The organism is Arthrobacter sp. 05N33_2 (assembly GCF_056397425.1).
On sequence record NZ_JBFTNJ010000038.1, the window covers coordinates 1 to 12,252 of the forward strand.

Genomic DNA, 12,252 nt, shown 5'->3' on the forward strand with positions numbered 1-12,252 from the left:
GGGTCATAAAGTGCGAGATGAAATAGCTGCTGAACTTCTCCTGGGCCAGGAACTCCCCCAGGGTGAGCTCGTGTCCGGCGACTGCCGTGCCTGTGGCGGGTTCGGCCAGCAGGGCGCGGGCCCGGCGGTGGAACCGGGTGACTTCCAGCAGCATCCGCAGGTAGCGTCCACGCAGCAGGGTGGACGGCCGGGGAATGATCCCGCGCCCCTTGGCCCGTGCGCCGGCGTATTCCAGCCCGCAGCCGTCGCAGCGGACGGACATGCTCATTTCGGAGTCCTGGGTTTCGACGCCGAGCTCGGCGAACAGGCGCAGGAGCGTGGGATACGTCCGTTGGTTGTGGACGATGAAGCCGGTGTCCACGCCCAGCGTGGGTCCGTTCTGCTGCGGCACATCGTGGGTGTGGGCGTGGCCGCCGAGCCGGGACTCGGCCTCGAAGAGCGTTACCCGGTCCTGCCCGTTCAGCACGTACGCGGCGGTCAGCCCCGCCACACCGCTGCCGATGACGGCGACGCGCCGGCCTGCCGGAATCCCTGCTGCTTGCGACACTGATCTGCTCCTGTTGTCTGGCCCGAAGTCTCTTATGGGCAATTCGGTGCCGTCGGGCGGCCGGATGAGTATGAATGTGGGATTTTTCAGTTCTGCTGTCAGACCCTCGCCAGTGACGCCGTCAGCTGCCACTCGAGTTGGGTTCCTCGGATTCTCCTGCATGGGCCCGGCCGCGCAGCGCAGACTTTCCGTGCGGACATTCCGGCAGACACATCAGCACGCAGACCGGCACGGCCGCCGGAGGGCCGGATATGCCACAATGAAGCGGGAATTCCGGTCCCGTCTCCGTGGACCCGCAACCAGGCGAAGGGCAGCCCTTGATCAACCCCGTCCATCTCCGGACCCTTGTGGAAGTGATCCGGCTTGGATCGTTTGCGGCCGCCGCCACCCGCCTTGGCTACACGGCTTCGGCCGTCTCCCAGCAAATGTCGGCACTGGAACGCGACACCGGCGTCACCTTGTTCCAGCGCGCGGCCCGCAGCATCCAGCCGACCGAAGCCGCCGTCGTCATGACCCGGCACGCCGCCAAGGTCCTGACGGACATCGAGACGCTCATGGCCGCCGCCTCCCGGGCGCAGGAAAGCCCCAGCCAGGAGCTGCGGCTGGGCATCTTCCCGAGCCTGGCCACCTATGTGCTGCCGCCGATCCTGCGGAACCCGGCCTGGAAGAAGCTCGGCATCGACCTGCGGGTCTCGGTCGCGGAACCGGCCCAGACCATCCAGGGGCTGCGGACCGGCGGCGAACTCGACGTCGCCCTGGTGTACCAGGTGGGTCAGTCCGGCCTCGCCTGGCCGCACACCGTGGACCGGCAGTGGATCGGCGACGACGACTTCCGCGTGGTGCTGCCGGCGGCCTGGGGCATCGGGACGGATTCCAAGGTCGCCGCGCCGCATCTATCGGACATGCCCTGGATCATGCACCACCCCGGCACGTCCGACGCCACGGTGATTGAACGGCTCTTCGCGAGCTGCAACCTGCACCCCCGCGTGGTGGCCTACAGCGATGACTTCCACGCGAGCCTGGAGATGGCCGCCGCCGGGCTCGGCGCCGCCCTGGTCCCCGACCTCGCCCTGCGGCACCGGCCTGCCGGCGTGGTGGTCCTCGATGTGCCGGAGATCCGGCTGGCACGGAATGTTTTCGCCCTGCTGATCAACGAGAAGCGGACGGCCCAGGTCCAGCTGTTCGTGGAGCTGCTGGCCGAAACGATGCACCGGCCCGGGACCACGGGAAGGGACTGAGCCGAAGGGACTGAGCCGAAAAACCGGGCTGAAGGCGGAACGGACCGGGCAGCGGTGGGTCGAGGTCGAATGGGCCGGCGTGGAGGCCCGGTTAGGCCGGCGCCGTTCAGCGCCGCCTGGCCCGCTTCCCGACCGGCGCCACGAGTGCGTCGATGATCCGGTGCTTGGTCCCGGTGTACGGCGGGTAGATCAGTTCCAGCGTGTCCGGCCACAGCGGCTTGTCCAGGGTGGGGCGCTCATGCGAGAACGTCCGCACCGAATGTTCCCCGTGATAGGCCCCCATGCCGCTGCCGCCGACCCCGCCGAAGGGAAGCCCGGGGACTGACAGGTGGGCCGCCGGTACGTCGAAGCACAGGGCCCCCGACGAGGTCCGCCCGGCGAAGGCGCGGCGCGTCTGCGGATCGTTGCTGAAGACGTAGAGTGCCAGCGGCTTGGCGCGTCCGTTGACCTCCTCGATGGCCGCGTCGAGCCCGTCCACGGGCACCAGTGGCAGCAGGGGTCCGAAGATTTCTTCCGCCATGACGGCGTCGCCGGGCGCCGGGCGCAGCAGGGTCGGYGCAAAGTAGCGGCTGGCGGCGTCGCGCTGTCCGCCGTGCACCACCGTGCTGGCGTCGGCGAGGGCCGCGAGCCGTGCGAAGTGGCGGTCATCGACTATCCGGCCGTACGACGGGCTCGCCGCCGGGTCCGGTCCGAAGAGCGCCGTAACGGCCTTGATCAGCTCGGCCTGCAGCGGCTCCAGGATCTCCTTCCGGGCCAGGACGTAGTCGGGTGCGACGCACGTCTGCCCGGCGTTCATGAACCGGCCCCAGGCGATGCGTTTGGCCGCCGTGGCCAGGTCCGTGGATGTATCGACGTAGGCCGGGGACTTGCCGCCGAGCTCCAGCGTCACGGGGGTCAGGTGCTCGGCCGCCGCGCGCATCACCACCTTGGCCGCGGCTTCTCCCCCGGTGAAGAAGATGTGGTCAAAGCGTTCGGCCAGGAGGGCGGTGGTCTCCGGGATGCCGCCCTCAACCACTTCGGCGGCGCCGGCCAGGTATTCGGGAATCCAGCGGGCCAGTACGGCCGAGGTGGCCGGGGCATGTTCGCTCGGCTTGAGGACCACGGTGTTTCCCGCGGCCAGGGCGCCGGCGAGCGGGGCGAGCAGCAGTTGCAGCGGGTAGTTCCACGGCCCGATCACCAGCACCACGCCCAGCGGGGTGAGTTCGGTCCAGGCGCGGGCCGGCCGCACTGCCAGCGGCACCGGCACGCGGCGGGGCCGGAGCCAGCCTTCGAGGTGCCGTTCCAGGTGCGCCGCCTCGGCGTCCACGAACCCGATCTCCGCGAGCTGCGCCTCGGTGTGGTGCTTGCCCAGGTCGCGGGAGAGGGCTTCGGCGAAGTCCGCGTGCCGCTCCGCGAGCATGCGCCGCAGCCGGCGCAGCTGATCCAGCCGCCAGGTGAGCGGGCGGGTGGTAGCGGCGTCGAACGCGGCCCGGGCACGGCCGACGGGTGAGATTACATGCTGCATCCGATCAATGTACAGTCATGCGGCCGTCCGCCGGTCCGGTACCGGTGACTCCGGTACGGAAAACCCTGCCAACGCTGGAATGGTCCGGTTTTCAGGACTATGTTGAAGATATGAACAAGGTAGCGAGCAAGCACTTCGGCGAGGTCGAGCTCAACCACGGACGGGAGCATAATCTCACCGCCACGCATGAGCTGGCGGGCCAGACCGTGGAGCTTGACCTGAATGTCAACGCGCATGACCATTTCGATGAAGCGGCCATGCATAAAGTTGACTACCGCCTGCGCTTCCTGCCCGAACTCGTGGACCAGGTCCGCGAAATGATCGCCGAGGAACTGGACCAGGAAGGCACCAGTCCGCAGGAGTACCGCCACTTCCATTGCAACGCGATCAAGGACGAACACCTCAAGAAGGTCTTCGGCGTCGAGGACAAGAGCCAGCTGACCGACGAGGTCTTCCTCAAGGCGCTCAAGCTCGGCCACGTGGGCATCTACCCCGGCCAGCCGGAACGCTACTTCGTCCTCGATTTCACGCTGGGCCAGCACTTCACCGACGAGGTCCTCGTCGCTTCCGCGGATGAGGACGGCGTCGTCGACGACGAAATCCTCTGGGAGTCCTGACCCGGGCATCCTGAGTCGCTGGCAGTCCTGCATCGACTGCTCCGTAGATGCCCTTCCGGGCGCTCAAACGGCGGCTGCCCAGCAATCGATGATCAAGAACGTACGACGCCGGCCGGTCACCTTGGAGGGTGACCGGCCGGCGTCGTTTGTGTGTGGAGCGGGCTCCTTGACGGCTGCTTGCCTGGTGGCCTGTTACTTGGCGGCTGAGAGCAGTTCGGCGCGGACGGTCCTGGTGGCCGTGACGAGGTTGCGCAGCGACTCTTCAGTCTCGGCGTAGCCGCGGGTCTTCAGGCCGCAGTCCGGGTTGACCCAGAGCTGGCGGGACGGGACGTGCTTGACGGCGGTGCTGAGCAGTTCGGTGACTTCCTGTTCGCCCGGGACGCGGGGCGAGTGGATGTCGTAGACGCCCGGGCCAACGCCGCGGCCGAAGCCGTGGGACTCGAGGTCGTGGACGACCTCCATGCGGGAGCGGGCGGCCTCGATCGAGGTGACGTCGGCGTCGAGGCCGTCGATCGCGTCGATGATGGCGCCGAACTCGGAGTAGCACAGGTGCGTGTGGACCTGGGTGGCGTCCGCGGCACCTGCGGTGGAGAGCCGGAAGGACTTCACGGACCAGTCCAGGTACGCGGCCTGGTCGGCCTTGCGCAGCGGCAGGAGCTCGCGCAGGGCGGGCTCGTCCACCTGGATGACCTTGATGCCGGCCGCCTCGAGGTCGGCGATCTCGTCGCGGAGGGCCAGCGCCACCTGGTTGGCGGTCTCGCCAAGCGGCTGGTCATCGCGGACGAAGGACCAGGCCAGGATGGTGACCGGGCCGGTGAGCATGCCCTTCATCGGCTTGCTGGTCAGGGACTGCGCGTACTCGGCCCACTTCACCGTGATCGGGGCGCTGCGGGTGACATCGCCCCACAGGATGGACGGTCGGGTGCAGCGCGAGCCGTAGGACTGGACCCAGCCGTGGACGGTGACGTCAAAGCCTTCGAGGTTCTCGGCGAAGTACTGGACCATGTCGTTGCGTTCGGGCTCGCCGTGGACCAGGACGTCGAAGCCGAGCTCTTCCTGCAGCTCCACGACGCGCTTGATCTCGTCCTTCATGAGCTGCTCGTACTGCTCCGTGGTGAGGTCGCCGCGGTTGGCGCGGGCCCTGGCGGTGCGGATTTCGCCGGTCTGCGGGAAGGAGCCGATGGTGGTGGTGGGCAGCGGCGGCAGGTGCAGCGCCTTGTCCTGGGCTGCCTCGCGGACGGCGTAGGCGGAGCGGTTGAAGTCGGCGCCGGTCAGGGCGGCGGTGCGGGCCCGGACGTCGCCGCGGCGGACGCCTTCGGCCTCGGCGCGGGAGGCGATGACGCGGGTGGCCTCGTCGATAGCGGGCTGGACGRCTGCCGCGTCGGTCAGCAGACCGGCGAGGGTGACGACTTCAACGGCCTTCTGGTCGGCGAAGGCCAGCCAGCTGCGAAGCTGCTCGGAGAGCTGGACTTCCTCGTCGACGTCGTGCGGGACGTGCTGGGTGGAGGTGGAGGTGCTGATGGCCAGCTTGGCCACCGACTTCTTCAGTTCGACGATCTTCTTCGCGGAGGCGGCGAGGTCGTTGCGCCAGATGTTGTGGCCGTCCACGACGCCGGCGACGAGGGTCTTGTTGCCCAGCGCTGCCAGGGCAGCGGCGGACGGGACCTCGCCCTTGAAGACGTCCAGGTGCAGGGCGTCGATGCCGGTGGCGGCGAGGGTGCCGAGCTGGCCGTTGAGCGCGCCGTACGGGGTGGAGACGAAAAGCTGCGGGCGCCGGGCCGCGGCGGCCAGGGCCTCGTAGGAGCGGGCGACGGCGGCCTGGATTTCTACGGCCGCGGTGTCCTGGTCCACCACGAGGGCGGGCTCGTCGAGCTGGACCCAGCTGGCGCCGGCGGCGGCGAGCTTCTGAAGCAGCGCCGTGTAGACCGGGAGGACGTCCTCCAGGCGGGACAGCGGGCTGAAGCCGGCCGGGGCGTCGTCGGAGGCCTTGCTCAGCAGCAGGAACGTGACCGGGCCGACGATGTACGGGCGGGTCTCGACGCCGTTGGCGAGAGCGTATTCGAATTCCTCGACGATCCGGTTCGAGGTCAGCGCGAAGTTGGTTTCCGGCCCGATTTCCGGCACGAGGTAGTGGTAGTTGGTGTCGAACCACTTGGTCATTTCCAGTGGCTGCTGGTCCTTGTTGCCGCGGGCCAGGGTGAAGTAACCGTCGATGTCGAGCTGGCCCTGCGCGTTGAGGAGGTTCCCGAAGCGGGCCGGCACAGCGCCGAGGTGGGCGGCGGCGTCGAGCACCTGGTCGTAGTAGGAGAAGGTGCCGGGCACCGCGGCGGCTTCGGTCAGGCCCAGGCCCTGGAGCCGCTTGGCGCTGCCGAGCTGGATTTCCTTGGCGGCCGCGTCCAGGGCTGCGGCGTCGATCTTGCCGGCCCAGTAGGCCTCGACGGCCTTCTTGAGTTCGCGGCGGCGGCCGATGCGCGGGTAGCCCAGGATCGAGGCAGCCGGGAACGGAGTGGGGTTGGGGGTGTTCAGTGCAGTCATGGGAAGTCCTAAGTGTTGGTGGTGTGGTGCGGAGGGAAGTTGTGTTGTCTTGGCGCGGTCAGCTGGCGAGCTGGCGGCGGCTGGCCGTGTGCCGGTTGCCGCTGTGCCGGTTGCCGCTGTGCTTGTTGCCGCTTCGCGGGCGGGGCAGCGCGAGTTTGTCCAGCACGTCCAGGGCCGCGGCGTGCTCATTGAACGTGTAGAGGTGGATGCCGGGGGCTCCGGCGTCCAAGGCTGCGTTGGCGAGATCAACGGTGGCGCTGACCCCGATCCGGGTCCGTTCGGCGTCGGTGTCGGCAGCCGCGAGGCGTTCGATGAGTTCCGGGGCCGGTTCGACGCCGGTCAGTTCCCCGAGCCGGGCGAGCCGCCGGAGGCTGGTGAGCGGCATGACCCCGGGAATGATCGGGATGGTCACCCCGGCCCGGCGTGCCCGGGCCAGGAGGTCGGCGTACTGCTCGGTGTGGAAGAAGACCTGGGTGATGGCGAAGTCGGCGCCGGAGCGCTGCTTGGCCAGCAGGACCTCGACGTCGTGCGCCTCGCTCGGGGATTCCGGGTGCCGGGTCGGGTAGGCGGCGACGCCGACCGCGACCCTGCCGGCGCACAACAGCGCCGAACGGCGCTGCTCCACGCGGCGGATGAGTTCGATCAGGTCCTGGGCGTACCGGAGCGATCCCGGCGGCGGGGTTTCTCCATCCTTGGGCCGGTCGCCGCGGAGGGCGAGGATGCCGCGGACGCCCACGTCGAGCAGTTCGCCGATAATCTCCGCCAGTTCCTGCGGGGAATTCCCCACACAGGTCAGGTGGGCCAGGGGCCGGAGCGTCGTTTCCTGCACGAGCCGGTTGACGAGATCGACGGCGGTGCTGCGGTTGGAGCCGTTGGAGCCGTAGGTCACGGACACGTAGTCCGGGTCTGTGGCTTCCAGTTCGCCGATGGTGGTCCAAAGGGATTCCGCGGCTGCGGGCGACCGCGGCGGGAACAGCTCGTAGGACAGCGCAACAGGGGCCGCGCCGGCAAGATTGGGATGGGTATCGATAAGGCTTGGTGGTGACATTTGCGTCCTTGGCTTTGAACACTGCCGCCGGGAGATCCGGAAGCCCCGAAGGACCGGAACCAGAACGGAAACTCCGTCGTCAGTGAATTGAGTTTGGGGAACACGGAGGGAACTTCAGCAGGGCGCAGCCGCGACTGTTACGCCTGATACGAAGTTGTCCGTGAGCAAATGTCAGGCCCACATGGGGGCACCCACACCCTCCTGGGCCGCCCGGGGGCAGCTTTCAGCGGAGGATCGCTGACACGTTACTGAGGTAACTTGTATAGAACTCTAAGGCCGGGCCGTGGGGCCTTCAAGTCGGGCCCCGAATTAAGACGCACCTTTACGGCCGTTTGAGGCGCCGGGCAGAACAATGTTCGCCCAAGGCGCCATTTTCGCCCCACGCGGCCCGCTCTCCCCAACGCATCCGGGCAGGACTATCCTGTTGCCATGATCCAGCTTCCAGCCAGCTATCAGCAGTATCTCGCCGGCAAGAGCGAGAGCTTCATCAACACCGTCCGGCCAGTCCTCATGCAGTCGGCCGCAGAGAGGTTGCACGGGGTCCGGATTCTCGTGCTTCCGCATGGCCACCAGGCGCATCTGGATGACACCATCCCGTATGGGACGGTGGTTGAGGACATCGACTGAGCCCGGTTAGCCTTTGTCTAGTCGCCCAGGAGCAGCCGCTGGGAACGCGGGGCCAGCGTGTGTTCGAGCACCAGGCAGGCCGCACCGACGGCGCCGACGTCCTCGCCTACCCCCGTGCCCACGACTTCGATCCCATGGATCCTCCGGGTGGCACTGTTCGCCTCAACCAGACCGGGGACCAGCTCGAGGTAAGCCGCCGAGAGGCAGGTCCAGAACGGGCCGCCGAACACGACCCGGTCCACGTCCAGGGCGTTAGTGACGACCGACACCGCACGGGCCACGAGCACTGCGGACCCACGAATGATTTCCTTGGCCTCGTCGTTGCCGGCGTCGGCGATCGCGCACAACTCGGCGAACCGTTCCTGAACTGCCGGTGCGCTCCTGTCCTGGCGTGAACCATTCAATATCCCGGCCGCCTCAGCCTGCGCCACGAGGACCTGCGGAATGGCGGAGGACTTCACGCAGCCGCGCTGCCCGCAGTCGCAGAGGGCACCGCCCGGGTCGACGATGATGTGCCCGATTTCCCCGGCGTTGCCCGAGGTCCCGCGGACGACTTCATCGTTGAGCACGATCCCGCAGCCGATCCCGGTCCCCATATACATGAAGACGAAGCTGCCCTCGCCGCTGGGGCCCCCGGCCCAGGTTTCGGCCACGGCTGCGCTGGTGACGTCCTTGTCCATGAGTGTCGACAGGCCCGTGGCTTCCGCGAGGCCATCCCGCAGCCCCACGTGGTCCCAGCCCGGCAGCAGCGGCGGGTCCACGACGGCGCCTTCGTTGAGGTCGATGGGCCCCGGCGACGCAACCCCGAGCCCGGCGATCCGGTCCGGGTCCACCCCGGAGTCCAGGATGAGCCTCTTGATTTCGCCCGCGATGGTGTCAATGACAGCCCTGGGGTCGGTGCCGGGCGGGGTGGTGATCCGTGAGTGCCGGACGACGGCGCCGAGCAGGTCCAGCACGACGAACGTGAGGACGGCCGGGTCCAGGTGCACGCCCACGGCGTACATCCCGGCGGGATTCAGCCGGAGCATGGTCCTGGGCTTGCCCGGCCCGGTGCCTTCCTTGCCTGCTTCGACGATCAGGTGCTGGTCCAGCAGGCGGCGGGAAATGTTGGAGATGGTCTGCGGCGAGAGTCCGACAATCTGGGCCAGTTCCACCCGGCTCAGCCCGCCGGGCGTGCGGCGGATGGCGTCGAGGATGACTGTGAGGTTGAAGTCGCCCATCTTCGGTAGGTTGGTCCCTCGCCTCGGCGAGGGTTGCCGGAACTCGGTCACTGATACCTCTAAACGTTTTGGCCACGCACAGCAGTTGTCAGAATCGTACGTTACGTGCAGGCGTGCGCCCACACTTGCGCTTTACCGACACAAAGTTTCTTGCGTCAAGGCCGCCGGGTGCTGGCCGTGACCGTGAATTTTGGATTCCTGCCGGCCTCGCGGGTGGGACCGATCAGCCGTTCCAGGGCCGGCCGGTAGTGCAGGTGGCTGTTGAACACGGTCCAGAGCTCCCCGCCCGGGGCAAGCACCCTGCCGGCCGCTTCGATCAGCTTGATCCCCGCGCCGGAGTGGACCGCCGCTTCCAGGTGGAAGGGCGGGTTGAGCAGCACCAGGTCCGCGCTGGCGTCCGGGAGGGAGCTCATGGCGTCGTCCTGAAGCACGTCGATCCGACCGTCCAGGCCGTTGGCCCGGGAGGTGGCCAGGGCTGAGTCGACGGCAGCGGCGGACCGGTCGGTCGCGGTGACGCGGGCGCCGGGGTTGGCGCGGGCGTACATCGCGGCGAGGATTCCGGTGCCGCAGCCAAGGTCGACGGCATGGGTGGCGTGCGGCATCCGGGGCAGGAAGTCCAGCAGGAACCTGGTCCCGATGTCCAGCCCGGTGCCGGCAAAGACGGCGCCCCGGGCGCAGACCGTGAGGCCCAGTTCGGCGTTGACCTCAGTGACCGGGAAGGGCAGCGCGGCCGGGACCGGCTTGGGGCTCCGGGCCAGCAGGAGCCGTGATTTCTGCCGCGCCAGCTGGGGCTGGACATCCTCAAAGTAGCGCGCCAGGACGGTGTTCATGCCCAGGCTCATGTGTTTGACGCGTCCGCCCGCGACCAGCACCACTTCGGGCGCCGCATAGCGGGCCACGGCGTCGGCGATTTCCTCAAGTTCCGCCAGGGACCGGGGCAACTGCAGCAAGACCAGGGAGGCTCCCTCCAGCAGTTCGCCGCCCAACGGGAGGTGCTTGAAGCCGCCGTCGATGCCCAGGGCCCCGGCGTTCGCCCGCAGTGCCCGTTCACCGGTGATGAGGTCCTGCTGGACGCGCACTGCGTCCGCCCCGAGGTTCAGTGCGCCGAGGGTCAGGGCACCGTACCGGTCCCCCACCACCGCGAGCCGGCCGCCGGGCTGCAGCAGGCCGGCCGCGGGCATCTCAAGGGCAGAGTCCAGCAGGAGCCTGTCCGTCGCGTCCCAGGCCTGCAGGTTGTCGGCCTCGACGTCCGGGAATCTTCTCAGCCGGGCAAAGAGGGATTCGAAGCTGTTGTCCGCCACGCGCGTTGTGCCGCCGTTCTTCTCGGGCTTGGTATGGGTGCTGGCAGTGGGAGCCGGGTGTGAGGCCTGCCCCGGGGCTGCTCTGCAGGTCTTACGTTTTACGTTATACCGGACCGGGCCAGCAGGGGGACGATTCCGGCGACGGCGGACCGGCCGGCCCGGTTGGCGCCGATGGTGGACGAGGATGGCCCGTAGCCGACGAGGTGCACCCGCGGCTCGCCCGCGACCTGGGTGCCGTTCATCGCGATGCCGCCGCCGGGTCCGCGCAGGTGCAGCGGGGCGAGGTGTTCGAGTTCGGCACGGAATCCCGTGGCCCACAGGATGACCCCGGCGGCCAGGAAGCTGCCGTCAGCCATCCGGACCCCGTCGGGTTCGATCGCGGTGAACATGGGGTGCCGGTCCAGGACGCCGCGCGCTGCGGCTGCGCGCAGGGCCGGGGTCCAGAGCAGGCCCGTCACGGAGACGACGCTCTGCGGCGGCAGGCCCTGGCGCACCCGCTCCTCGACCAGGGCGACGGCGTCGCGGCCGGCCTGCCGGTCGAACGCGGCCTCGCGCCAAACCGGTACCCGGCGCGTGAACCATGTGGTGGTGGTGACCTTGGAGATCTCATCGAGCAGCCCGACGGCCGAGATCCCGCCGCCGACCACGATGACGTGCTGCCCGCGGAATTCGTCGGCGGAAACGTAGTCGGCGACGTGCAGCTGCCGGCCGCGGAAGCTGGCTTTGCCCGGATAGATGGGCCAGAATGGCCGGGTCCAGGTGCCGGTTGCGTTAATGAGGGCGCGGGCAGAGAACCGGCCGCGGGAGGTTGCGATGCTCAACCGCCCGGCGGGGTCATCGTCCTCGCGGCTCACCGACTGCACTTTGACCGGCCGCTCAATCGCGAGGCCGAGGTCGTGCTCGTACCCGCCAAAATAGCGGGTGAGGAAACTGGAGCTGGCCTCGGCGGGGTCCACATCGGGCTGCGGGATTCCCGGGAGGTCGCTGATGCCGTTCACCGTGGCCATGAGCAGGCTCTTCCAGCGGTGCCGCCAGGCTCCGCCGGGCCCGTCCTCGGCGTCGAGCACGATGTACGTCCCGGCCGGGGCCGGGCCGGCCGCGTCAGAGCCGGCCGCGACGAAGCCGCGGCGCTGAAGGTGGTAGGCCGCCGACAGGCCCGCCTGGCCGGCGCCGACCACGACGACGTCGGCCGCCCGCACCGTCTCTGCGGTCACGGTCGTGTCCCCGGTCAGATCTTCTTGACGACGCTGGACTTGAGCTGCATGGGGCCCACGCCGTCCACCTTGCAGTCGATGTCGTGGTCGCCAACACCGTTCACCAGGCGGATGCCGCGGACTTTCGTACCGACCTTGATGACCGTGGAGCTGCCCTTGATTTTCAGGTCCTTGACCACGGTGACGGTGTCGCCGTCGGCGAGGACGTTGCCCACCGCGTCCTTGATGACCGCGGCCGCAGCGGCGTCGGCGTCTGTGTCAGTCTCCGCGGATGCGGACCATTCGTGCGCGCACTCCGGGCAGACCAGGAGCGCCCCCATTTCGTAGGTGTATTCGCTGGAGCATTCGGGGCACGGGGGCAGGGAGTCGTTCACCCGACCAAGTTTAGTCGCCGCCTGTGC

11 protein-coding genes are annotated in these 12,252 nt (G+C 68.6%); 3 read left to right on the forward strand and 8 right to left on the reverse strand.

The genetic code is table 11. The features are described 5' to 3' along the window. Window positions 1–547 (reverse strand): FAD-dependent oxidoreductase (locus AC1DHX_RS14225; protein WP_476900150.1); only part of this gene is annotated, 547 nt, incomplete at its 3' end. A 317-nt stretch (window positions 548–864) separates the two neighbouring features. On the opposite strand from AC1DHX_RS14225, the gene AC1DHX_RS14230 reads away from it, so the two are divergent. Further along, a complete protein-coding gene (locus AC1DHX_RS14230) occupies window positions 865–1,785 on the forward strand; it encodes a LysR family transcriptional regulator (protein WP_476858332.1) in 921 nt (306 codons plus the stop codon). 106 nt (window positions 1,786–1,891) lie between these two features. Here AC1DHX_RS14230 and AC1DHX_RS14235 read toward each other — a convergent pair whose 3' ends face one another. Continuing rightward, a complete protein-coding gene (locus AC1DHX_RS14235; RefSeq protein ID WP_476858331.1) occupies window positions 1,892–3,289 on the reverse strand; it encodes an aldehyde dehydrogenase family protein in 1,398 nt (465 codons plus the stop codon). Window positions 3,290–3,399: 110 nt separating this feature from the next. Here AC1DHX_RS14235 and AC1DHX_RS14240 point away from each other — a divergent pair, with 110 nt between their 5' ends. Next, the gene (locus AC1DHX_RS14240; RefSeq protein WP_026537142.1) at window positions 3,400–3,906 is read left to right on the forward strand and encodes a DUF2004 domain-containing protein; all 507 of its coding nucleotides are present in this window, start codon (window positions 3,400–3,402) and stop codon (window positions 3,904–3,906) included. A 192-nt stretch (window positions 3,907–4,098) separates the two neighbouring features. Here AC1DHX_RS14240 and metE read toward each other — a convergent pair whose 3' ends face one another. Both metE and AC1DHX_RS14250 read right to left on the reverse strand, forming a co-directional pair. Beyond that, the gene (metE, locus tag AC1DHX_RS14245; RefSeq protein ID WP_476900151.1) at window positions 4,099–6,441 is read right to left on the reverse strand and encodes a 5-methyltetrahydropteroyltriglutamate--homocysteine S-methyltransferase; all 2,343 of its coding nucleotides are present in this window, start codon (window positions 6,439–6,441) and stop codon (window positions 4,099–4,101) included. Window positions 6,442–6,499: 58 nt separating this feature from the next. Beyond that, window positions 6,500–7,489 (reverse strand): methylenetetrahydrofolate reductase, encoded by a 990-nt coding sequence (locus AC1DHX_RS14250; protein WP_476858329.1) that lies wholly within the window; start codon window positions 7,487–7,489, stop codon window positions 6,500–6,502. Between the two features lie 429 nt (window positions 7,490–7,918). Here AC1DHX_RS14250 and AC1DHX_RS14255 point away from each other — a divergent pair, with 429 nt between their 5' ends. Beyond that, window positions 7,919–8,116: a hypothetical protein gene (locus AC1DHX_RS14255; RefSeq protein ID WP_018773338.1), complete on the forward strand. Its 198-nt coding sequence runs from the start codon at window positions 7,919–7,921 to the stop codon at window positions 8,114–8,116. Window positions 8,117–8,133: 17 nt separating this feature from the next. Here the strand turns inward: AC1DHX_RS14255 and AC1DHX_RS14260 are convergent, their stop codons facing one another. From AC1DHX_RS14260 to AC1DHX_RS14275, 4 genes are all read right to left on the reverse strand, one after another. Beyond that, window positions 8,134–9,336 (reverse strand): ROK family transcriptional regulator, encoded by a 1,203-nt coding sequence (locus tag AC1DHX_RS14260; protein WP_476858328.1) that lies wholly within the window; start codon window positions 9,334–9,336, stop codon window positions 8,134–8,136. Between the two features lie 155 nt (window positions 9,337–9,491). After that, entirely contained in the window at window positions 9,492–10,637 is a 1,146-nt protein-coding gene (locus AC1DHX_RS14265; protein ID WP_476858327.1) for a class I SAM-dependent methyltransferase, read from the reverse strand. A gap of 98 nt (window positions 10,638–10,735) precedes the next feature. After that, window positions 10,736–11,851: an NAD(P)-binding domain-containing protein gene (locus AC1DHX_RS14270; RefSeq protein WP_476858326.1), complete on the reverse strand. Its 1,116-nt coding sequence runs from the start codon at window positions 11,849–11,851 to the stop codon at window positions 10,736–10,738. A gap of 14 nt (window positions 11,852–11,865) precedes the next feature. Further along, on the reverse strand, window positions 11,866–12,225 hold the full coding sequence (locus AC1DHX_RS14275; protein ID WP_476858325.1) for a zinc ribbon domain-containing protein YjdM: 360 nt from the start codon (window positions 12,223–12,225) through the stop codon (window positions 11,866–11,868). Between the last annotated feature and the right edge of the window lie 27 nt (window positions 12,226–12,252).

Bases quoted from the DNA above. Each gene is read 5' to 3' on its own strand.
- AC1DHX_RS14240 (WP_026537142.1), top strand. From the start codon at position 3,400: ATGAACAAGGTAGCGAGCAAGCACTTCGGCGAGGTCGAGCTCAACCAC.
- AC1DHX_RS14250 (WP_476858329.1), bottom strand. From the start codon at position 7,489: ATGTCACCACCAAGCCTTATCGATACCCATCCCAATCTTGCCGGCGCG.
- AC1DHX_RS14260 (WP_476858328.1), bottom strand. From the start codon at position 9,336: ATGGGCGACTTCAACCTCACAGTCATCCTCGACGCCATCCGCCGCACG.
- AC1DHX_RS14255 (WP_018773338.1), top strand. From the start codon at position 7,919: ATGATCCAGCTTCCAGCCAGCTATCAGCAGTATCTCGCCGGCAAGAGC.